Genomic DNA, 23,845 nt, shown 5'->3' with positions numbered 1-23,845 from the left:
ATACTTGTTTTTTAAGGATCAGGAGAAAAATCTTGATCCATAAGTGCGGTTTTTGCCGTATATTTATTCTATGTAATAATCTTGTATTTATACTTACATTCATGACACCATTTAAACGTTTTTATAACTTATTGCAGCTCGATAAGCGCGATGTATATCAAATTATCTTCTATGCTGCATTTGCAGGGTTAGTAAATCTTTCTCTGCCTTTGGGGATCCAAGCTATTATTAATTTTATTCAAAGCGGACAGCTAAGCGTCTCTTGGATCGTTCTCGTGATTTTGGTTACGGTTGGAGTTGGTTTTGGAGGCGTTCTAACGATTTTGCAGTTGCGAATTGTAGAGAATCTGCAGCAGCGAATTTTTGTGCGTTCTTCTTTCGAATTTGCGTACAGAATGCCTTTGATAAAATTTAAAGAAATGTACTCAGAGTACGCTCCCGAAAAAGCCAATCGTTTTTTCGATACTTTAATGGTACAGAAAGGAACGGCAAAACTATTGCTTGATTTCTGCACCGCATTCCTTCAGGTTGGTCTGGGGATTATTTTATTGGTTCTTTACCATTCTTTCTTTATGGTAATCGGACTTCTTTTTATTGTGATTTTATGGGTAATTTTTAAATTTTCGTACAAAGACGGATTAGAAACGAGTCTTAACGAATCAAAATTTAAATATAAAGTAGCAGCATGGCTTCAGGAAATTGCTAGAAATAGAGAAAGTTTCCGCAGAAAAGGAGCTTTCGAATATGCTTTGGAAAGAAATGACAAATATGCAACCAACTATGTAAATTACCGTGAAAAGCACTTTCAGGTAATGAAGAAACAATATATTCAGCTTACTATTTTTAAAGTAATTGTTACTGCTGCCTTATTATCGATCGGTGGTTTTCTGGTAATTCACCACCAAATGAACATAGGGCAGTTTGTAGCAGCTGAAATTGTAATTGTATTGTTGATCAACTCGGTAGAAAAAATCATCTTCGGATTGGAATCTTTCTACGACGTATTGACTTCTGTTGAAAAAATCGGTCAGGTGACAGATATGGAAATTTCATGCATTCCTCAAACCTCAGACAAAACAGAAAAAGGAATCAATATCGAGACCGAAAGTATCAGTTACAATTATCCGGGACACAATAAAAAATCGCTTAAGAATATTAATTTGAAAATCTCTCAAGGAGAAAAAATTATTCTTACAGGAACAAATGGTGCTGGAAAAAGTACTTTGCTGCGATTGCTTTCAGGCGTTTTAGAACCAGAAAGCGGCGCAATGTATGTGACCGATAATTACATGAATCGTCTTAACGAAGATACGTACAGGGCGCAAGCAGGAACCTTCTTGCAAGGAGACACTTTGTTTGCAGGAACAATTCGCGAGAATATTGTTTTTGGGAATCAAGAATTAAACAGCGATGATTTAAAATGGGCTTTAGATAATGTTGGTCTTACGCCGTACATTAAAACTTTCGAAAACGGGTTGGAGAATCAAATTCATCCTGGAGGTCGTGAACTTTCTGCTTCTGATGTTCAAAAAATTCTTTTGGCAAGAAGTATTGTGGGTAAACCGAATATCTTATTCTTAGAAGATCCAGTGGACAAAATGGATGATTTGACTTCGAGTAAAATTGTTGATTTTTTACTTTCGGAAGAAAATGACTGGACTGTTATTGTAACTTCTAAAAGTGATGTTTGGAAAAGCAAATGCAGTCGTATGATTACGATTGATGACGGAAAAATTATTAACGACATAAAGCTTTAATCATGCTCAACATATCTAAAGATAATAACGTACTTATAACGCCGGGCACATACAAATCGATTACAAGCGTTGCCCGCAGACCACATTACAGAATTTTAAACAAAGTCATAATCGGATTTTTAATATTTTGTTTATGCTGCCTTTTTCTGCCTTGGACGCAGAATATTTCAGGAAGTGGTTCTGTTACGACTTTAAAACCAGATCAAAGACCGCAAACAGTTCATAATGCTATTGCAGGACGTATTGAAAAATGGTTTGTAAAAGAAGGAGATTATGTAAAAAAAGGAGATACGATAGTTTACATTTCGGAGATTAAAGAAGATTACCTAGATCCTAATTTGGTTAATAATACCAAACAGCAGGTTGATGCCAAAAAAATGGCGGTAGAATCGTACGGCGATAAAGTAAACTCTCTTGATGTTCAGGCTCAGTCTCTTAATACAGAAAGACAATTGAAATTGCAGCAAGCGCAAAATAAAATTCGTCAGTCGCTACTGAAAATTAAAAGCGACAGTATGGATCTTGTAGCGGTAAAAACGCAACTTCGAATTGCGCAAACACAATTTGATCGTTCGACTGCTTTAAACAAAGAAGGTTTAAAACCGCTTACAGATGTCGAGCAAAAGAGATTGAAGTTGCAAGAATCTGAAGCTTATGTGATTACGCAAGAAAATAAATTGCTAAGCAGTAAAAACGAATTGATAAACGCAAAAGTAGAAATCAATAGAATTACTGCTGAATATGCTGAAAAGATTTCAAAATCTAGAAGCGATAAATTTACTGCTCTGAGTACGCAATATGATACAGAAGCTCAGGTAAATAAACTAGAAAATCAATATACGAATTACAGACTTAGAAATGGTTTGTACTACATTACAGCGCCACAAAGCGGGTATGTAAACCGTGCTTTATTGGCTGGTCTTGGAGAAACGATTAAAGAAGGAACTCCTGTGGTGAGCATTATGCCTTCTAATTATGATATTGCAGTAGAAACATACGTAGATCCAATCGATTTACCGCTTGTGCATCGTGGTGCAAAAGTTCGTGTTTGGTTCGATGGATGGCCTAGAATCGTATTTTCTGGATGGCCTGGATTGTCTTATGGAACTTACGGGGGTAAAGTTGTAGCGATAGAGAACTTCATTAGTCCAAACGGAAAATACAGAATTCTGGTTTCGCCAGACGGAGAAGATCGTCACTGGCCAAAAGAATTGAGTATTGGTGCTGGTGCGCAAAGTATTGCATTGTTAGAAACCGTTTCGGTATGGTACGAGATTTGGCGAAACCTGAATGGTTTCCCACCAAACTATTATAACTCAGGAGAAAAAGAAGATAAAGGAAAGGAGAAAAAGTAAAATGAGAAATTTAGTAAAACTATTTTCTTTCTTAATACTATTTTGTTTTTCTACGCTGCACAGTCAGAATTTTAATCAAGAGGAGCTTACTTTTATCGAGTTTCTTGGGTATGTAAAAAAATACCATCCGTTGGTAAAACAAGCCAATCTTGAAGTGACAAATGCTCAGGCAAAACTGATGATGGCGCGAGGCGGATTTGATCCAAAATTGGAAGTAGATTATAATAAGAAAGAATTTAAAGGCACAGAATATTATTCGTTATTAAACAGCAGTTTCAAAATTCCGACTTGGTATGGAGTGGAGATTAAAGCAGGTTTTGACGATACGAGCGGTGAATATTATAACCCGCAGAACAGAACTCCAGAAGCGGGTTTAACTTCGCTTGGAATTAATGTCGCTTTGGGACAAGGAATGTTCATTAACCAAAGAATGGCCGATGTTCGCGAAGGAAAACTTCAGGTAAAACTAAGTGATGCTCAGCGAAAACTAAGAGCTATAGAAGTTTTATATCAGGCAAGTGAAGCTTATTTTGAATGGAGAAAAAGCTATAACGAAGCAGAATTGTATAAAAATTATTTAGGTTTTGCGAGCACTCGTTTTGAAGGAGTTAGGAAATTAATCAAAGCGGGAGATGCACCAGCAATTGATAGTATTGAAGCTAAAATTACTGTGCGAAACCGAGAACTGAACTTTGAAAATGGAAATTTGAAATTAGCAAAAGCAAAATTGAAATTGGCTAATTTTTTATGGATTGAAAATGTTCCAGTTGAACTTGGAGATTTAGTAAAACCAGAACAAAATCTAATCCAGACAATTGAGGAAACGCTAAGAACTGATGCGATGATGGTGGAAGTTCAATCATTAGATTCACACCCAAAAATCCAATCTTTAGAAACTAAAATGGATATTTTGGAAGTCAATCGCCAGCTGAAAGCGAATTCATTGCTTCCGAAAATAAATGTAGGTTACAACTATATTTCAGAACCCAATTATTGGAATAATTTCAACGCCGATGATTATAAGTTTAATGTCGATTTCAGTTTCCCAATCTTCTTAAGAAAAGAAAGAGGAAGTTTAAAAATGGCAAAACTGAAAATTCAGGATATGCAGTATGATATTGGTCAGCAGCGATTGGAACTTAAAAATAAAATCAAAGCGCAACAGACAGAAATTGCTTCGCTAAGAAAACAGAAAGTTGTAATAGATAATCTGGTAAACGATTATATGACGATGTTGAACTCAGAAGAGAAATTATTCTCGTTTGGCGAAAGTTCAATTTTCTTAATCAATTCGAGAGAAAACAATTTGGTAAGCGCTAAGCTTTCGCAGATTAGTTTAGAAAACCAATTTTATATTTCGAATGCCGAATTGTATAAAATATTGGCAAACCCAGATTAATTAAAAAAAATATGCAGTCCGTACCTGTCTGCATAATACTTAGGTTTTAGATTTAAAATTGAAAAAGCTTCAGAAATTTTCTGAAGCTTTTTTTTATTTAGGAATTAATTCAAACTTCTTTAAATTTGGAAAAAAGAAATTAATTAAACATGAAGCAAGCGATTGTAAATGCTGTTGTGCATACAGGTGAAGAAATAATAGAAAATGGGGTTGTAATTGTACAAAACGGAACTATTATTTCAGTGCAGAAAGAAATTCCAAACGATATTCAAACCATCGATTTAGAAGGAAATCACCTTGCAGCAGGATTTATCGATATTCAAATTAATGGCGGAGAAAAGTACTATTTTAGCCAGACTCCGAACGAAGAAACCATTCAAGATATTTATGATGCCAGCATGAAATACGGCACGACGCATGTTTTACCCTGTTTGATTTCTTCTTCTCGAGAAACCATTTTGCAAGGAATTGAAGCCGTTCGTGATTACATGAAAAAATACAAAAACGGCGTTATCGGAATGCACTTGGAAGGACCATTTTTAAATCCGCAAAGGCGTGGAGCGCACAGTATCGATCAGGTTAGAAAACCAACTAACGAAGAACTTCAAGAAATTATCAGCAAAGGAAAAGACGTTATAAAACTCATTACAATTGCGCCAGAATGTTTTACAGAAGAGCAATTGCAAATGTTGATTGATAGTGGAATAACAATTTCAATAGGACATTCGACGATAACGCATAAAGAAGCACAATTTTATTTTTCTAAAGGAATAAATCTTGTAACGCATCTGTTTAATGCCATGACACAATTTGGACATCGCGAACCAGGTTTGGTTGGAGCTGTTTTTGAAAATGAAGATGTTTACGCGCCAGTAATTTTAGATGGAGTTCATTGCGATTATGCGGCTGCTAAAATTGCTTACAAGCTAAAGCAAGAGAAATTCTTTTTAATCAGTGACGCCACTTTTTTAGGACGAAAAGTAGCCAATTTTAAATGGGATAATTTTGACGCTCATTTAGTAGACGGTTTCTACAGAAACGAAGATGGCAATCTGGCAGGAGCTTCAATCTCGATGGAAGATGCGGTTCAAAATGCTTATAACCACCTGAATGTTTCGGCAGATGAAGCTGTAAAAATGGCAACGACTAGAGTCGCATCTGCAATTGGCATGAAGGATAAATTAGGAAAAATTAAAGCTGGTTTTCCTGCGAGTTTTGTTCAATTCAATGCCGATTTATCTGCCATCAGAACTTTAGATTTAACGAAGTAGTCATTTTACAATCTGACTTTTAAGTATAGTAGGTTTTTATAAAATTTACTTTTCAGTATATTTTATATTCATATTTTTCTTGCAATAGACTTGTTTATAACAAGCATATTTATAGTTTTGCAGGATATTTAACCCCAAACCTACTTTACTTACCGATGAGAAAAAACACTCACTTTTTTGTATTTGCCTTATTGGCAAGTATTATTTTTGGCTGTAGTGATGATGGCGAAAATTACAAGCCAAATTACCTGTCAAGCATCGATGCTTCGGCTTTACCAGCAGAAAACAAACCGATGACCATGTTTGAAGATGACGAAAGTCCTTCAAAAATGTACAACAAAACAGACCGCTGGTTTAGAGTAAATGAACCATTTCAAGTTATACAAAAAGGAAAAGATTCTGTACAAGTTTCACTTTATTCTCCAGTTGGATTGACAGATGTAAAAGTGTACGCAAAACTGCCGAATTACGATAAGAAGTTTTTGCTTTTTAGTTTTTCAAAAGTTCCAGCTTTTCACCGTTCATTTCATAAAATTCCTTTGACGGAACAGAAAAACGATTATTTGCTGGAAACAGGAAATACAGTAACAATCGATAAAATTGAAGGATTTTCTTCTGGAGCAATTGAGTTTTCTGTAGAATCGGATGATCCTTTATTTCAGAAATTCAAAAAAATAAAATCAAATCACTTAGTTCAATTTCACGATGGATATCATATTAACGAATTGGGGAAATTTCTTCCAATGAATCCAACTTTGGCAAAAGAGGCGATCACGATGATTATTAATTATTCTTATGCGTTAAGCCATCCTTTGTATTACAGCACTTTTACCAATTTCGATAAATACAAGCAAGAACAAGCAACTGCTGCCGGAACTGGAATAAACGGAGCATTAAACTGGCACGGAAATGCTGATGATGTTGATGGCGTTTATGATTATTATTCTAAAGAAGAAATCGAAAAAATATACTGGAATTATCTAGATAAAAGAACCGTTTGGCTGGCTATGGTAGGAGGAGATTCTGCTTGGGGCGGAGGAAATCTGGCATCGCAATGGGAATCGGGTTATGTAACTGGACATTGGGTAGGAGACATGTCGGTTTGGTCTCACGAATATTCACATCACATTGGTTTTAACCACAGCAGTAATTTAGCAAACAGCGGAGAGGGCGGAGGCCAACAGGAAATGCTAACCGATTTTTATAAATACTTGATTCACTTAAATGATCTTCCGTTTACAGATCCAGATGTTTTAAAAACGTACACCAAAACGGCTTACTTAAAAGGAACTTATAAAAAACCAGTATTTAAAATCGATCCTAAAAATCCATTTTTAGTGAAATATAAAGGAGAAGGAAAATGGAACTAAAAAATAAATTACACATGAAACATATCCTGCCTCTAATTTTAGCACTTTGTTTGTTTACAAGCTGCAGTAAAGACGATGGTCCAGCATCTAAAGATTATACGTATTATTATCCGACTGATGAAGCTTCGATTACAAACGAAAATATTCCAGGAAGCACAGAAGCATTTGATCCAAAAGGAATCGCAGTTGCAAATGAGAAATTGTATGTAATTAACGGAAATGTATTGGAGATTTTTAATGCTTTGACTTTGGCGCACCTTAAAACAATAAAAGAATTTACGAAAGGAGCTACAACTATTCCGTTGACGAGTTTAACATCGGTTTCTGTTGATAATGGCCGTATTTATGTAGGTAGCACAGAATCGAGATTATTTGTTTTTGATGAGACTACGAATGCAGGAATCAGTACGGTTGGAAACGGTCAATGGTGGCAGACTTTTGTACACGTTTTTGGTGTTGTGGCAAAAGACGGATTGGTTTTCGTAAAAGAAAAAGAAAAAAGCATAAAAGTACTTGACGCTTCTCAAATTACAGAAACAAGCGATTGGAATTTAAAACCTATTGCTAAATTGAATACTTTAAACGGATTTACAGAAGTGTATTCGTTAGATGTTTCAGACGGAAATCTGGTTGTGGCAGGAAGAGATGCAAAAAGTTACTTGTATTATGACATCGCCAACATTAAAGCCAAGGCCGCAGCTTCACTAACAACTCCTATTGAGCCGCAAAAAGTTCAGTTAGTGGATGTAAAACCTATTGCAGTATCATTCAGTAAAGATTGGGCAGTTACTTCAGAAAATGTGGGTAGTGCCTCTTATTTAAAATTGTATACTAAATCAGAATTCGTTAAAATGAATTACAACACCGTTTTAAGCGTTTCTGATATTTTAGGGCAAAATCCATTCGGAACAATTGTCGGTACAGCTCAGCTTGACGACCGTATTTTCTTATCAGATAACACCAATAAAAAAATTAGAGTAATAAAAATCAATAAATCTGTAATTGCAGAACAAAATAATTAAGATTTAAACTCAAATATTTTAAATTCCAAATTCCAAACTTCAAATTGGAGTTTGGATTTTTTTTTTGAATTGAAAATAAAACATAAAAAAAGAAATATTAAAAACCTACTAAATTGATAGGTTAATAAAAGTTTTAAAAATTTATACGTAAAAATTGAAAATAACTATTTAAATTTGCACTCGCTATGAAGAAACAGAACCAGAAAATGAATAATTATTATCGTTGCAGTATGATGTACTGTGCTGCTGTTATGGTATTTATTGATCTGGCTTATATATAAAATGATAAAATTTATTTCAAAAAGGCCTTTCAACTAATTTATGGAAGGCTTTTTTGTTTTTAAAACTCAAAAAATGATTGAATTAAAAAATGTAACCAAAACTTTTCATCAGAAAGACAAAATCGTTTCGGCTTTGTCTGATGTCTCGCTGACAGTTCCTGAAGGGAAAATTTTTGGTGTAATCGGAACTTCTGGAGCAGGAAAAAGTACACTGATTCGCTGCGTCAATTTGTTGGAAAGACCAACTTCTGGTGAAATTATTGTTGACGGTAAAGCTTTAATGCAATTATCAAATTCAGAATTGGCAATCGAAAGAAGACAAATCGGAATGATTTTTCAGCATTTCAATCTGCTTTCTTCAAGAACAGTTTTTGACAATGTTGCATTTCCGTTAGAATTGGCTGGAATTTCAAAAAGCGAAATCAAAACGCGTGTTTTAGAATTGTTGCAATTGGTTGGTTTGGCAGAAAAAGCAAACGATTATCCTGCAAGTCTTTCGGGTGGACAAAAACAAAGAGTTGCCATTGCGAGAACTTTGGCTAATAATCCGAAAGTGCTTTTGTGTGATGAAGCTACGAGCGCGCTAGATCCTGCAACAACAAGATCGATTTTAAATTTATTGAAAGACATTAACAAACGCTTGAATATTACAGTTCTGTTGATTACACACCAAATGGAAGTGGTAAAATCAATTTGTGATGAAGTAGCGGTTATCAGTCACGGAAAATTAATCGAGCAGGGAAGTGTTGGCGAAATCTTCGCAGATCCGAAACACGAATTGACAAAAGAGTTTATTGCTTCGTCTTTACATATTGATGTTCCATCGGTTTATCTGGAGAAATTGCAAAAGCAAGATAACGGAAGTTTAAATCCGTTATTGAAATTAGAAATGACAGGAAAATCGGTTAACGAACCTGTCATCTCAGAAGTTTCAAGACTTTTTGATACCGATTTCAAAATTGTAAGCGCACAAATGGATCAGGCTGGTGAAGTGAATTTTGGCGTAATGCTGATTGAACTCTCAGGAAAACGCGAAAATTACCATGCTGCGATTCAATATTTTAATTCAAAACATATTAAAACAGAAATTATAGGTTATGTCTGATTCTCTTATAGATTTATTATTAAAAGGAACATGGGAAACCATTGTTATGACTTTTGTATCGGGCTTTTTCGGTTTTTTATTAGGACTTCCAACAGGAATTTTGCTTTTCTTGACTCGTAAAAATCAGATTTTGGATCAACCCGTTTTAAATAGAACATTATCGGTTGTGGTAAATGTTTTTCGTTCCATTCCATTCATTATTTTAATCGTTTGGATGATTCCATTTACACGTGCAATCGTTGGAACTTCTATTGGTGTTAGCGCGGCTTTGGTTCCGTTAAGCATTGGTGCAGCGCCTTTTATTGCTCGTTTGGTAGAAAACAGTTTGCTAAGTCTTCCGTCAGGATTAATTGAAGCAGCAAGAGCTTTAGGAGCAACGCCATTTCAAATCGTTTACAAAGTATTATTGCCAGAAGCATTGCCGTCTTTAATTAACGCGGCTTCCATTACTTTAATCACACTTGTCGGATATTCTGCAATGGGTGGAGCTGTTGGAGCTGGAGGTTTAGGACAAGTGGGTTATCAATACGGATATATTGGTTATGATGCCGTAACAATGAATTCTGTTCTAGCTTTATTGGTAATCTTAGTATTTATAATTCAGTTTGCAGGTGACAAATTATCAAAACGATTTGATCACAGATAATCATCAATTAATAATTAACATTTTACAATTAAAAATATATGAAACTTAATATTTTAAAAACGGCTGGAGTTTTGGCTTTGGCATTAGTTTTATCAAACTGCGGAAGCGATAAAAAGAATGATCCACATTTTATTAAAGTTGGAGTTGCTTCTGGACCAGAATTAAAAGTAGCTGAAGCTGCAAAAAAAGTAGCCAAAGAAAAATACGGATTGGAAGTTGAATTGGTTTCTTTCAACGATTATGTTATTCCAAATGAAGCTTTAAGTCAAGGCGATATTGATGCGAATGCTTTTCAGCACAAACCATATTTAGACGAGCAATCAAAACAAAGAGGCTACAAATTGGCTATTATCGGAAAGACATTTGTTTATCCAATTGCTGGATATTCTAAAAAAATAAAAAGCCTTTCTGAATTGACAAATGAAAGCACAATCATTATCCCAAATGATCCAACAAACGGAGGGCGTTCATTATTGCTTTTACAGAAAAACGGATTATTAAAATTAAAAGACGGAGTTGGTTTATTGCCAAAAGTAACAGACATTGTGAGCAATCCTAAAAACTTAAAAATTTTAGAATTAGAAGCGCCTCAATTGCCTCGCGCTTTAGACGATCAAAATGTTTCTATCGCAATCATCAACAATACTTTTGCTTCTGCTGCAGGTTTAGTTCCATCGCGCGATGCGTTGTTTGTTGAAGATAAAGAATCTCCTTATGTGAATTTGGTTGTAAGCCGTGAAGACAATAAAAACGAAGAAAAAGTAAAACAGTTTTTACAAGCTTTTCAATCGCCAGAAGTTGAAAAAGTAGCTGATCAGGAATTTAAAGGCGGAGCTGTAAAAGGCTGGTAAGTTTTTAGTTATGAGTTATGAATTATGAGTTATGAGTTTCTGTAAAACAACTTATAACTCATAATTTTATAAAGTAATATTTTGATTTTATAAGGGTTACGTTTTTTGCTTGAACTAAATTTAATGTTCAATTTTAAAGCAAAAGCCATGAGATCAATTTGGACAGGTTCGGTAAGTTTTGGATTAATTAATATTCCGATAAAAATGTTTTCGGCGGTGCAAGAAAGCAGTTTGGATATGGATATGCTTGACGCGAAAGATCATGCGAATATCAAGTTCAAACGTGTTAATGAAGACACAGGAAAAGAAGTAGACTTTGCGAATATCGTGAAAGGCTACAAACTCGATGATAAATATGTCATTTTAGAAGATTCCGATTTTGAAGCCGCTGATGCGATTAAAACCAAAACAATTGATATTGAAAGTTTTGCTTTCGAAAAAGAAATCCAAAGTATTTATTACGAGCAGCCCTATTATCTCGAACCAGATAAAGGTGCGATGAATGCCTACGGATTGCTTCGTGATGCGCTTGAAGCTTCTGGAAAAGTTGGAGTTACAAGATTTGTCCTTCGAAATAAAGAAAGTCTTGCGATTTTAAAACCATACAAAAATGTCATTGTTTTAAACCGAATCCGATTTGAACAAGAAATTCGAAGCACTGCAGAATTGAAACTCCCGCCAATGTCCAAAAAGTCTACAAAAGAAATGGATATGGCCGAAAAACTAATCGATCAGCTAACAGAGAAATTTGATATTTCTGGTTTTAAAGACGAATACACTGCCAAGCTTTTAGATATTATTAAAAAGAAAGCCAAAGGAAAACCGCAAAAAGCAGCTCCAAAACTAAAAGTTGTGCACAAACAAAGCGACGATTTAATGGAAATGCTAAAAGCAAGTTTAGAAACCAAAAAGAAAAAATCTTCTTAAGCGTTTTGACTTGCTTCTAGTTTGTGAATAATCTTTTTAATATTAGCTCCTTTCGATAAAACAGGTTTCCATAAATCGCCTTTTTTCTCAAAACGTTTCAAAACATTTTTGATCGTAAATTGAGACGGATGCAATTTCTCATTTACTTCACTCCATTCTAAAGGCGTTGAAACGGTCGCTCCAGGTTTTGGACGAACAGAATAAGGCGAAGCTAAAGTTTGCCCGCGTCTGTTTTGCAGAAAGTCTATGTATAATTTATTTTTTCTCTTTTTAATGCTTCTGTCAATCGAAGTAATTTCAGGAATTCTAGAATGAACTTCTTTCGCTATTAATTCAGCTAAAATTTTAATCGAATCATAATCGTATTGCGCTCCAAGCGGAATGTAAATGTGAAGTCCAGAGGCGCCCGAAGTTTTACACAAACATTCGGTTTCTAATTCGTCTAAAACTTCTTTTACGACCAATGCAACTTGTACAACTTGTTTAAAATCGTCTTTTGCAGGATCTAAATCAATAACCAGCCAATCTGGATTGTGAATATGTTTAATCGTCGAATTCCACGGATTCATTTCTATACAGCCTAAATTGGCCATATAAAGTAACGTTTCTTTATTGTTGCAAATAAGATAATCAATATCAGCATTATTAGATTCTGAGAAGATTTTTTTGGTTTTGAGCCATTTCGGAGTTTTATCTACATCAACATCTTTTTGGTAGAAACTTGGCGAGTCAATTCCGTTCGGAAAACGATTCATAGATTCTGGACGATCCTTTAAATACGGAAGAATCAATTCTGAAACTTCATCATAATATTGAACAATTTCTCCCTTTGTAATTTTATCCTTTGGAAAATAAATTTTGTTCTGATTCGTAAGATGCAAAATCGTTTTTCCGACTTTCAAATCAAAATCATTCTCAGTTTGAATCTGCGTTTTATTTTTTGTAGCGGTCATTTCTTTTGAGTTTAGTTGTGCTGCAGTATCGTTTTTAAAAGACAAAAGAACTTCTTCCGCTTTTTTATCAATTCGTATTCCGAGATAAACAGGATGTCGCAAATGTTGATCTTGCGTCCATTCTGAAAATTTAACTTGACAGACTACTTTTGGTTTTACCCATTGAATTTTGTCGTGTATCGGAATTTTTTCGTCAAGCGGAGATTTTTCAATAAAATACGGTTCAAGTTTGGTGTACAAATCTTTTAAAACAGATTCTGTAAAACCAGTTCCGCATTTTCCAATGTATTGGAGTTTTTTGCCGTCGTATTGACCTAGAAGAATTGCTCCAAAATATTTTCTCGAATTTTTAGGCTCCGTAATCCCGATAATAATGGCTTCTTCTTCGTTTGCCGTTTTTATTTTGAGCCAATTTGAACTTCTTCGATTAACAGCATAAGTGCTGTCAGCTCTTTTAGCAATTATGCCTTCGGTTTTATTTTTAACGGCTTTTTCAAATTGTTTGATTCCGTCGCCAACGGTATGTTCAGAATAAAAAACATTTGAAAATGGATATTTATTAAAGAGAATTTTAAGCAGTTCTTTTCGTTCTAAAAGCGATAATTCGGTAATAAGATTTCCGTCCAAATTCAATAAATCAAAAACGTAGTATTTGAGATTTCCAATTCCCGTTTTCATATAGTTTTGAAGCAGTTGAAAGTCAGCTTTTCCAGCGTCATTTTCAACTACAATTTCACCATCCAAAACCACAGTGTGATCGATTTCTTTTAATTCGTCTGCAATGGATTTAAAATTAGCATTAAAAGAAAGTTCATTTCGGCTGAATAAATCAACTTGTTGCGCATTAATAACCGCAATCGTTCTGTAGCCATCGTATTTGTTTTCGAAAATCCACTCATCATCATCAAAAGGTTTTTCGCGTACGGTTGCGAGCATTGGTTTTAGAAATTCTGCTATTTCAACTTTTGGATTGGACTTTTTTTTTACTGCTTTTTTCTCTGTCGTTTTTTCTTCTGTTTTAGAATCCAATTTTTTAGATTTTTCCTCTAATTGTTCCAAACTTCTTTTAGAAATAACCGATTTATTTTTTTCTAAAATATCTTCATCAGAAGCATATTTGTCATTTTTCTTAATTAAAAGCCAAGCATTTTCCTGTTTACCATGAAGTTTAACCAATGAAAATTCGCCCTTCAGTTTTTTGCCTTTTAGAATAAAACTCAAACGTCCTTTTGCGAGATCGCTTAATAATTGTTTTTCGTCAGAAGCTGTTTTTTCATCAGAAGTATAAGTTCCGTTATCCCAAACAATCACATTTCCTGCGCCGTAATTTCCTTCAGGAATGGTGCCTTCAAAATCTTTATAACTGTACGGATGATCTTCGACCATCATGGCCAAACGTTTTACTTCCGGATCCATCGACGGACCTTTTGGCACTGCCCAACTTTTTAAAACACCGTCCATTTCTAACCTAAAATCATAATGAAGATGCGATGCAGCATGTTTCTGCACCACAAAAATCAGTTCGCTAGCCGATTTTTCGATTTTTCCTTTCGGTTCTTGAGTTTGTTTAAAATCTCTTTTTTGGTTGTATTTAGACAGTGACATAGGCTTTTACAAATATTAAAAGAGTTAGTGTAATAGAGTAGAGCGCTGTAGCGGCAACAGCAAAAATAATATGGGCAAAGAACAGTTGAATGTAATAACCTTTAAAGTCAATTGGGGGTTGATGATTGGTCATTTTAAATATAATTATCCAACTAAGTATGCCAATTACACCACTGATAACTCCTAATATAAGAGCACTGAGTGGCGAAACTGATAATATGTCCTTTACCCATACTACATAATATCCCATAACAAATAGAAAACCAATAATATAATGTATCAGCCATCCCCACGTTTTCTGAGATTTTTTTGAAAGGCTGATGTTTGTTTTTTGGAGAGCAAAACCCAATAAAACAGGTTCCTTGTACAATTCTCTAAAATTTTCTGACATAGCATAACTAAACCAAGTCATAGCCGATGTCGCTCCAATAGAAACTAAGATTAATTCTATAATAATGTAAATGTTCATTGGTACGTTTTTTTGAATTAAACTCTATTTTCAAAGTTAATTTTAAAAAGACTTTTTCTGTTATAGGATTAAAAATCCTACTTATATAATTATCAGTAAAGTATTGATTATCATTAATTTTGTAGTTCGAATATTATAATCCTTAAGTTTAATTGTATAAATTTTAAGCTAAAAAGCTGTCTAACTTTGTTGACCTATTTTTTGAGAAATGCCTCATTACAACAGTAGTTCATTGAATGATAAATTGTAAATCAACAGAAAATGAAAAATTCAAAAAAAACAAATCAAGACAATTCAGACAGCAAACAGAACGATTTAGAATATAACAAATCAAATGCTGAAAACGAATTTTTAACCACAAACCAAGGCGTTAAAATTAATGACAATAACAATTCTTTAAAGTCTGGAGAAAGAGGGCCTTCTCTTTTAGAAGATTTTATATTAAGAGAAAAAATTACCCATTTTGATCACGAAAGAATTCCAGAACGAATTGTGCATGCGAGAGGCTCTGGCGCGCACGGTTATTTTGAACTTTATGAAACAATGGAAAAATATACCAAAGCGGGCTTTTTAAATGATATAAGTACTAAAACGCCAGTTTTTGTTCGATTCTCAACCGTTGCAGGTTCAAGAGGCTCAACAGATTTAGCGCGAGATGTTCGTGGTTTTGCTGTGAAATTTTATACGCAAGAAGGTGTTTTTGATTTGGTTGGAAATAATATGCCAGTCTTTTTTATTCAAGATGCTATGAAGTTTCCTGATTTAGTTCATGCTGTAAAGGCAGAACCGCACAATGAAATTCCGCAAGCTGCTTCGGCACATGATACTTTTTGGGATTTTATTTCGCTAATGCCCGAATCCATGCACATGATTATGTGGGTAATGAGCGATAGAGCGATTCCGAGAAGTTTAAGAATGATGGAAGGTTTTGGCGTGCACACTTTTAGATTTGTGAATGACAAAAACGAGTCGCATTTTGTGAAATTTCATTGGAAACCAAAATTAGGAACACACGGAGTGGCATGGGATGAAGCACAAAAAATATCAGGAAAAAATTCAGATTTTCATAAAAAGGATTTATGGGAAGCCATAGAAGAAGGAAATTTTCCAGAATGGGAATTGGGCGTACAAATTATTCCCGAAAGCGACGAACATAAATTTGATTTCGATCTGCTTGATCCGACAAAGTTAGTTCCAGAAGAATTGGTTCCTGTAACCATAATCGGGAAAATGGTTTTGAATCGAAATACCGATAACTTTTTTGCAGAAACAGAGCAAGTTGCTTTTCATCCAGGGCATATTGTTCCCGGAATAGATTTTACAAACGATCCTTTATTGCAAGGCCGATTATTTTCGTATACTGATACGCAACTTTCAAGATTAGGAAGTCCGAATTTTCATGAAATTCCAATTAACAGAACAATTGCTCCAATGCATAACAACCAGCGAGATGGACACATGCGTCAGGAAATTGCCGTTGGTAAAGTAAGTTATCATCCAAATTCTTTGGGAGGAGGATGCCCGTTTCAAGCAAAAATGGATCAAGGCGGATTTGTGAGTTTTAACGAACGTGTAGATGCGCATAAAGTGCGAGCAAGAAGCACAAGCTTTGCAGATCATTTTAGTCAGGCAAAACTTTTTTATAACAGTCAAACGCCAATTGAGCAAGATCATATTGTGAGCGCTTTATCTTTTGAATTAGGAAAAGTTGAAACAGTTGCAATTCGAGAAAGAATGCTTGGACTTTTAAATCAAGTCGATTCGAGTTTAGCAGCAAAGGTTGGTAAAAATTTAGGGATTCCAGTTCCAAAAGATATTGAAAAACCAATTAATCACGGAGTTGGCGCAGATGATGAAGGGAAACAAGAACCGAAGAAAGCCAATCAGAATATAACTCCTTCAGACGCGTTGAGCATGCTTAAAAATCCGACTATTTCCAATACGATTGCAACACGACAGATTGCCTTCTTATGCACTGAAGGTGTAAGCGCAGATTCGATTAAAGTGATGAAAACAGCTCTGCAAAATGCAGGAGCAAAAGCCGTTATTATTGCACCACATTTAGGAACAATTGTTTCTGAAGAAGGAACAGAAATTTCGGTTGATCAAACCTATAAAATTGCGGCATCTGTACTTTTTGATGGTGTTTTTGTTCCTGCTGGAAAAGGAATTTTGGATCTTTCAAAAATTAAGGAGGTAAAGGAGTTTTTAAATGATTCGTACCATCACTGTAAATTTATTGCAGCGGAAGGTGAAGGAACTCAGATTATAAAAAATAATAGCGATATAAATAATGACCCAGGAGTTTTGTTGAGCGAAAACAATTCGGATAAAAACTTAAGCGTTTCTTTTATAAAAGCTTTAGGAAGACACCGTTTCTGGGAAAGGGAAAAAAATCTTTGATAAATAATATAAAGGCTGTCTGAGAAGACAGCCTTTATATTATAAAAAAAATTAAGTCAATTCTATTCAAACATAGCCCAAGGTTTCAACCTTGGGTACGCAATGTGGTGCTTATTCTGCATGTTCCCCAAGGTTGAAACCTTGGGCTATGTTTTAAATGCGAGCTGGGAAAAATATTTCGTTTCTCTATGTGTTTTTAAATTAGTGAAACACCTTTTCAGGTTTAGAATAACTATGTTTCCATGTGTTAAAAATTATTTCCCTAGAATAATCTCCAAACTTTCACTCAAAATAGAAATCGCTTTTTCCATTTCTTCTTTTTCTAAATGCCCGAAACCTAGGCGAGTTGCCGTAAGATTTCTGGTTTGATATAAAATGGTTTTCGGCAGAAATAATCCATGATTAGAACATTCCTTTTGAAATTGAATCAAATTAAATTGGTCCAGCCATTCAACCCAAATCGCCAATCCTCGAGGCGGAACCTTAAATTTGATTTTGCCTTTTAATTTTTCATTTAAAACAGAAACAAAATAATCGCGGCGTTCTTTATAAATTTTTTTATTCTTTTTAGAAAGTCGATGCACTTCGCCTTCGGTAATCCATTCTGTTAAAACTTGCTCTTTTAGAACGTCGATTCTAGGCTCGAGAATGTTTTGATGTTTTTCGAGTTCTTTAATAAATTCCGCAGGAGCGGCAACAAATCCGTAACTAAATCCAGAAGGAAGCGATCTCCCAAAAGAACCGATATAAACCACTTTCTGATTCGAATCAAAAGCGGCTAAAGGCAAAACGGGATTGTTATCGTAATGAAAATCAAAATCGTAATCGTCTTCCAGAATCACAAATCCGTATTGATTGGCCAATTCCAGAACTTCGATTCTTTTTTTCGCGCTAAGCGAAATTGTGGTCGGATAATGATAATTGGAGGTTAAATATAAAACTCGAATTTTGGTCGTTTCGCAGATTTCTTTCAATCTTTTAGTATCGATTCCGTCTTCATTTACAGGAATCGAAATAATTTGTGCGCCCGTATTCGTCAGTGTCATATTCGACATATAATAACCTGGTGAAGCTACAACAACTTTATCATTTGGAGCAATCAATACTTTGGTAACCAAATACAAAGCGATTTCGTGACTGCTTGTGGTAAGCAAATTTGAAGTTGAAATTCGAATTCCACGAGTAAGATTGAGATAATTAGAAAAATGAGTTTTAAAATTTGAATGCGAACGCAATTCTATCTGTTCGTAGGTTTTAGACGTTTTTCTTCTTTTTAATTTCGAAACATATAATCGAGCCAAAACATCGGTTTGAACCAATCGTAAATCGGGCATTCCGTCATTAAATTGATGAGGAAGATTGCTAATTTCTATCGGATTTTCGAGAATAGTAGAACGCTGAAAACTAAATCCTATATTTCCTTCAGATGAATTTTGTTCTTTTGAAATCGTAAATTCAGCTTTATTTTTTTGTTTTTGCTGCGATAAAATAAAAGTTCCTTTGTTCGGAAGTGTTTCGATCCAGCCTTGAGATTCTAAATCTTGAAAAGCCTTAATTAAAGTATTTCGGTTAACAGATAGTACTTTACATAAAATTCGAGTGCCAGGAAGTTTGGTGCCTTCAGGAAGAAAACCCGTTTGTATCGCTTTGATAAACTCAAAAACAATCTGCAGATATATTGCAGTGCTTTCTTCTGGTTTAAGCTGAATAAAGCTTTTAAAAGGAATTTCAACCGGACTATCCATAATTCGAAACTGATGCTTTTGATTAGTACGGCAAGATACTGCTTTTCTCAAAATTTTTAGAAAAAAGAAAAGCAACTCTATTTTATACAAGTATCAGAATCATAACTAACAAACAATTACGTTAGTCCAGCTGAAATTATTTTTTATCAGAAAAAAACATTCCTTAGGAATGTCTCATAGGTAGATTAAATTTGAAATTGTGGTTATCGTTCCGTTAGGAACGTTTGACTAATAAAATATTATCCCATTTCTATAAAATCAGGTGTTCCTACGGAACACAATGCAAAACGATATTTTTTTTCTACCGACCAGATATTCCTACGGAATATTAGACTTTAAAAATCAGTTTCTTTTTGTAGAAAATCCATAAAATGAAAGACCAGAAAACGGCGTAAGACAAAGCATAAGCCAATGAAGCATTCAACGGATTTTCAAAATATGGTACAATTCCGTGATTATAAATATAAGCTAGAAGACCGATTTCTTCTCCAGCAGTTTCTGGATCGGCAACTTTTATAGAACTTAAAACTCTCGGAATTATTCCAGAAAAGAAAAATACAATCATTGGATTTACACCCCAAATCAAGAATAATTTTGTCCATTTTTTATGGCCTTTAATATCAATTATAAAATACAAGAGCGTTAAACAGATTGTCGCAATTCCAGCTGTATATAAAACATAAGAACTTGTCCAAAGCGATTTGTTGATCGGGAAGAAGGTGCTCCAAATTAAACCTCCGATTACTAAAACAACTCCTGCAATAGCTGTCTTTTTCACTATTTCAATTTTATCTATTGAAAGATTTAAAAGCTGACCAATATACATTCCTAAAATCCCTGTTCCGATGGCTGGGAACGTACTCAAAATTCCCTCTGGATCCCAAGTTTTAGACGATGCCCATAAATGACCGTTTAAAAGTGTATCGTCTATCCAAGCGGCTAAATTGGTTCCTTTATCGAAATTCGCAGGACCAAATCCAGGAACGGGAACAAAAGCCATTAAAAGCCAATATCCGATTAAAAGTGTGGCTAAAACTAAAAGCTGAGTTTTTAAATTGGTTTTTAAATACAAAATAGAAGTAAAGAAATACACAATGGCAATTCGCTGTAAAACACCTGGAATTCTAGTGTCTTCAAAATGCTCTAATCCGCTAAATGATAAACCGATAAGTATTAAAAAGATTCCAACTGCAAGAATGGTTTTCACTTTCATCGAGAAGTTTCCTAAAAGCGCATAAGCAACGGCAAAAGCAATAAATAATCGTACTATTAATAACGGAATTCCTTCTAAATCAAATAAATGAATTCGGCTGAAAACACTTAAAAACAATCCTAAGCAGAAAATTCGAAGCGAACGAACTAAGATTTTATTAAAAACAGTTCCGTCAAAATGTTTTACTGGCATTGCAAACGGAATTGCAGTTCCCATTATAAAAATAAAAAACGGGAAAACTAGGTCTGTAGGCGTGCAACCATGCCATTCGGCGTGTTCTAGGGGCGGATAAATAGAAGACCAGCTTCCCGGATTATTTACAATCGTCATTAAGAAAATGGTAAATCCTCTAAAGACATCTAGTGAGGTTAAACGTTCTTTTGTCATTGGTTTTGGTTTTTTAGATAGTTAGTTTTTTAAGAAGAAAGAAGCAAGAGGAAAGACTTTTGACGCTTTGCTTTCATATTATTTTATAATTGCGTTTTGAATTATTTGCTGAATTTCTTCTCTGATTTTTCCTTTGGCTAATTTATTTTCGTCGTTCACTACTTCTGGATAGGTTCGGTTTGAAAGAAAAACATACACAATTTCGGTTTCTGGATCTGCCCAAGCCATATTTCCTGTAAAACCAGTGTGACCGAAACTAGATTCTGAAACGCAATCGCAAGTTGGTCCGCCTTTGTGGACTCTTTTATCAAATCCTAAACCTCTCAAAACGCCTTGATCTTTGTAATAACAAGTATTAAAAGCATCAAAAGTTTCTGGAGAAAAGTATTGAATTCCGCCGTAATTTCCTTTTTGTAAAAACAGCTGCATCATTTTGGCAACATCCATACTGTTAGAAAAAATTCCTGCGTGACCTGCAACTCCGCCTTCCATCGCTGCGGCCATATCGTGAACATAACCTTGAATTACTTGATGTCTGAAATAATTATCAACTTCAGTTGGAGCAATATTACTTTTGTCAAATTTCTCTAGCGGATTGTAAAGCGTATTCGTCATTCCTAGTGTGTTGTAGAAATTTTCTTTGCTTAAATCTTCCAACTTTTTATGTGTTTTTCTTTCTAAATATTCCTTTAGAATGATAAAAGTAAAATCGCTGTATTTGTATTCTTTTTTTAGAGAAACAGGACTTTCAGCAATGATTTTCATAATCGTGTCATGATAATCATTTCGGATGTAAAGATTCTTGGCAACTTTCGTTGTGAAATCGGGACCAGCTATTTTTCTATAATATTTTTCAGAAGGTTGATTTTTACTATCTAAAGTTGATTTATAAAACGGAATCCAAGCTTGAAGTCCGGCGTAATGGTTAAGTAAATCTTTGAAAGTGATATTTTCTTTGTTTGTTTTAGCAAAAAAAGGCAACATGTCTTTTAGCTTCGTATCTAGTTCTACTTTATTTTTATCATACAATTGCATAACATTTGGCAAAGTCGAAATCATTTTTGAAATTGAAGCAACGTCATACAAATCTGTATTAGCAACTTTTTTCCCGTTGTCATAAGTTTGTGCTCCGTACGATTTTTGAAAAATCACATTTCCTTTTCGGGCTACTAAAACCTGCATCCCTGGAGCCATTTTCCCATCGATTGCTTTTTGTGCCACAGCATCTATTTTAGATAAAATGGCTGAATTCATATTTACATTTTCTGGAGCTGTAAACGCTAAACGATTTAGTTTATCGGTCGTTAAACCATCATTTACATGAAAAGAATTATTAATTGAAACAGGCAATTTTCCTTTAGCATCGATTGCTCCAAAAAGCAATTCAGCCGAAACCACTTGACTAATATCTGAGTTTTGATAGGAAACGACCAATCCTTCAATATCATCAAAATTTTTAATTGAAAGTAATGAATACGGTTTTGCAAAAATGTCTAAAATGACTTTGTTTTGTTTTGCAATTTCTTTCAGCCAAAGCATTTCTTGAAGCGTGAATTCTTGTTTTTCCCAAGGTTTATTTACTTTGTGAAAACTGATAATTACCTTGTCGAATTTTCTTAATTCTTTATTCAGACTATCAAGATTGGTGTCTTTAACTTCTGTAATATTGGTATATTTTTTTAAAGTCGAAACGAAAGTGCTGTTGGTGTCTTCACCCAATTTTATGTATGCAATTTTTTCGCTTAAATCTTTTATCGGAAGGATTTCTTTTTCATTTTTTAAAACCGTAATGGCATTTTCATACAATTTATAATGAAGCGCATCATTTTGCGACGGATTTAAATCTTCAACCAAATTATTCAAATCAATTGGCTTGTATTTATTTAATCCCGCTTTGTATTTGAAATGCAATATTTTTTTTACCGAATGCGCTAATCTTTCTTCTGTAATTACATTTTCATTGTAAGCGGTTTCTAGTTTCTGAAAAGCAACAGGAACATTATCTGGACAAAGTAAAATATCGTTTCCAGCCAAAAGAACTGCAATTTCCAAATCGCCAGGACTTTTAAAATTAGCAGCGCCTTTCATAGCTAAACCATCAGTAAAAATCAATCCGTTGAAACCTAATTCTTTCTGGAGAAGGTTTGTAACTACATTATAAGAAGCCGAAGAAGGGCAATTTGGCTCTGATTCTAAACTTGGAATATTTAGATGCGCAACCATTACAGAAGCCAAACCTTCGTCGAATAATTTTTTGTACGGATATAATTCGACTAACTCTAGACGTTCTTTAGAAAAATCAACGGTTGGTAAAGCTTTATGTGAATCGGTTGAGGTATCGCCGTGTCCGGGAAAATGTTTTCCGGTACAGAAAACGCCATTTCCTTGAATTCCTTTCATTAAAGCAAGCGCTTTTTCGGTTACATTTATTTTATCTTCACCAAAAGAACGGTTTCCAATAATTGGATTTTTAGGATTGGTATTAATATCTAAAACAGGAGCAAAGTTGAAATGAACGCCGATTCTTTTGTTTTCGGAAGCCATATTTCTTCCCACTTTTTCAATTAGACTCAAATCTTGAATCGCACCCAAAGTCATGTTCCAAGGATAACGATAAGTTGAATCTAAACGCATGGCTAATCCCCATTCTGCATCGATTCCAATCATTAAAGGCACTTTTGCTTTTGACTGATATAAATTGGTCAATTTCGCTTGACGAACTGGCCCTCCTTGAAAGAAAATTAAGTTTCCGATTTTGTAATCTGTAATCAGTTTGCTGATTTCTTTAACATGTACCGAATCTTTGTTCGAATAAGCAGAAACCATAAACAATTGACCAATTTTTTCTTGAACCGTCATTTTGTTGTAAATGCTGTCAACCCAAGCTGTTTCTTTATCTGAATCTTTAAAGAAAGTTTTTTTCTCAGCAACATTTTTTTGAACGTAAGTAACGGTGTCTTTCAAAGGAATGTCTTTGGTAGCGTCAGTTACGCTGTTTTTTTTAGTAGCACAATTGGTAATTAAAAATATAAAAGAGGCGTATAAACTAATTTTTATGAATGAATTTTTCATGCGATTTTTTTTAA

At 34.5% G+C, this 23,845-nt stretch carries 16 protein-coding genes; 11 read left to right on the top strand and 5 right to left on the bottom strand.

What is annotated here, in order from left to right; genetic code table 11:
* Positions 1-101 precede the first annotated feature (101 nt).
* The 10 genes from QLQ96_RS22420 (at position 102) to ku (ending at position 11,984) form a co-directional block, all read left to right on the top strand.
* Positions 102-1,757 (top strand): peptidase domain-containing ABC transporter, encoded by a 1,656-nt coding sequence (locus tag QLQ96_RS22420; RefSeq protein WP_482493339.1) that lies wholly within the window; start codon positions 102-104, stop codon positions 1,755-1,757.
* A 2-nt stretch (positions 1,758-1,759) separates the two neighbouring features.
* Entirely contained in the window at positions 1,760-3,112 is a 1,353-nt protein-coding gene (locus QLQ96_RS22415) for an HlyD family secretion protein (protein WP_482493338.1), read from the top strand.
* 1 nt (position 3,113) lies between these two features.
* Positions 3,114-4,511 (top strand): TolC family protein, encoded by a 1,398-nt coding sequence (locus QLQ96_RS22410; RefSeq protein WP_482493337.1) that lies wholly within the window; start codon positions 3,114-3,116, stop codon positions 4,509-4,511.
* Positions 4,512-4,660: 149 nt separating this feature from the next.
* The gene (gene nagA, locus QLQ96_RS22405; RefSeq protein WP_482493336.1) at positions 4,661-5,782 is read left to right on the top strand and encodes an N-acetylglucosamine-6-phosphate deacetylase; all 1,122 of its coding nucleotides are present in this window, start codon (positions 4,661-4,663) and stop codon (positions 5,780-5,782) included.
* A 155-nt stretch (positions 5,783-5,937) separates the two neighbouring features.
* Positions 5,938-7,152 (top strand): hypothetical protein, encoded by a 1,215-nt coding sequence (locus QLQ96_RS22400; RefSeq protein WP_482493335.1) that lies wholly within the window; start codon positions 5,938-5,940, stop codon positions 7,150-7,152.
* 14 nt (positions 7,153-7,166) lie between these two features.
* The gene (locus tag QLQ96_RS22395; RefSeq protein WP_482493334.1) at positions 7,167-8,174 is read left to right on the top strand and encodes an NHL repeat-containing protein; all 1,008 of its coding nucleotides are present in this window, start codon (positions 7,167-7,169) and stop codon (positions 8,172-8,174) included.
* 354 nt (positions 8,175-8,528) lie between these two features.
* Positions 8,529-9,560, top strand: a complete 1,032-nt coding sequence (metN, locus tag QLQ96_RS22390) for a methionine ABC transporter ATP-binding protein MetN (RefSeq protein ID WP_482493333.1) — start codon at positions 8,529-8,531, stop codon at positions 9,558-9,560.
* Entirely contained in the window at positions 9,553-10,206 is a 654-nt protein-coding gene (locus tag QLQ96_RS22385) for a methionine ABC transporter permease MetI (protein ID WP_379700849.1), read from the top strand. Before metN ends, QLQ96_RS22385 begins: the two co-directional genes overlap by 8 nt.
* A 38-nt stretch (positions 10,207-10,244) precedes the next feature.
* On the top strand, positions 10,245-11,057 hold the full coding sequence (gene metQ / locus QLQ96_RS22380) for a methionine ABC transporter substrate-binding lipoprotein MetQ (protein ID WP_482493332.1): 813 nt from the start codon (positions 10,245-10,247) through the stop codon (positions 11,055-11,057).
* Positions 11,058-11,204: 147 nt separating this feature from the next.
* Entirely contained in the window at positions 11,205-11,984 is a 780-nt protein-coding gene (gene ku, locus QLQ96_RS22375; RefSeq protein ID WP_482493331.1) for a non-homologous end joining protein Ku, read from the top strand.
* Here ku and ligD read toward each other — a convergent pair.
* Positions 11,981-14,542 carry a DNA ligase D gene (gene ligD, locus QLQ96_RS22370; RefSeq protein WP_482493330.1) on the bottom strand — a complete coding sequence of 854 codons (2,562 nt, stop codon included), beginning with the start codon at positions 14,540-14,542 and terminating at the stop codon, positions 11,981-11,983. The two genes, ku and ligD, sit on opposite strands and share 4 nt — an antisense overlap.
* Positions 14,529-15,011, bottom strand: a complete 483-nt coding sequence (locus QLQ96_RS22365; protein WP_482493329.1) for a hypothetical protein — start codon at positions 15,009-15,011, stop codon at positions 14,529-14,531. The genes ligD and QLQ96_RS22365 overlap by 14 nt, the downstream gene beginning before the upstream one ends.
* A 261-nt stretch (positions 15,012-15,272) precedes the next feature.
* Between QLQ96_RS22365 and QLQ96_RS22360 the strand changes: the two genes are divergently transcribed.
* A complete protein-coding gene (locus QLQ96_RS22360; RefSeq protein ID WP_482493328.1) occupies positions 15,273-17,414 on the top strand; it encodes a catalase in 2,142 nt (713 codons plus the stop codon).
* A gap of 254 nt (positions 17,415-17,668) precedes the next feature.
* On the opposite strand, the gene QLQ96_RS22355 is transcribed toward QLQ96_RS22360, so the two are convergent.
* The 3 genes from QLQ96_RS22355 to QLQ96_RS22345 all read right to left on the bottom strand — a co-directional run bounded on the left by QLQ96_RS22355 (position 17,669) and on the right by QLQ96_RS22345 (position 23,831).
* Positions 17,669-19,210: an aminotransferase-like domain-containing protein gene (locus QLQ96_RS22355; RefSeq protein WP_482493327.1), complete on the bottom strand. Its 1,542-nt coding sequence runs from the start codon at positions 19,208-19,210 to the stop codon at positions 17,669-17,671.
* 277 nt (positions 19,211-19,487) lie between these two features.
* Positions 19,488-20,759 carry an acyltransferase family protein gene (locus QLQ96_RS22350; protein ID WP_482493326.1) on the bottom strand — a complete coding sequence of 424 codons (1,272 nt, stop codon included), beginning with the start codon at positions 20,757-20,759 and terminating at the stop codon, positions 19,488-19,490.
* A gap of 78 nt (positions 20,760-20,837) precedes the next feature.
* Positions 20,838-23,831, bottom strand: coding sequence for a serine hydrolase domain-containing protein (locus QLQ96_RS22345; protein WP_482493325.1), 2,994 nt, complete (start codon positions 23,829-23,831; stop codon positions 20,838-20,840).
* Positions 23,832-23,845: the final 14 nt, after the last annotated feature.

The organism is Flavobacterium sp. B167r (genome assembly GCF_056824315.1).
Note: the sequence above shows the minus strand (reverse complement) of the source record. Positions and strands in the feature narration are given on the sequence as shown.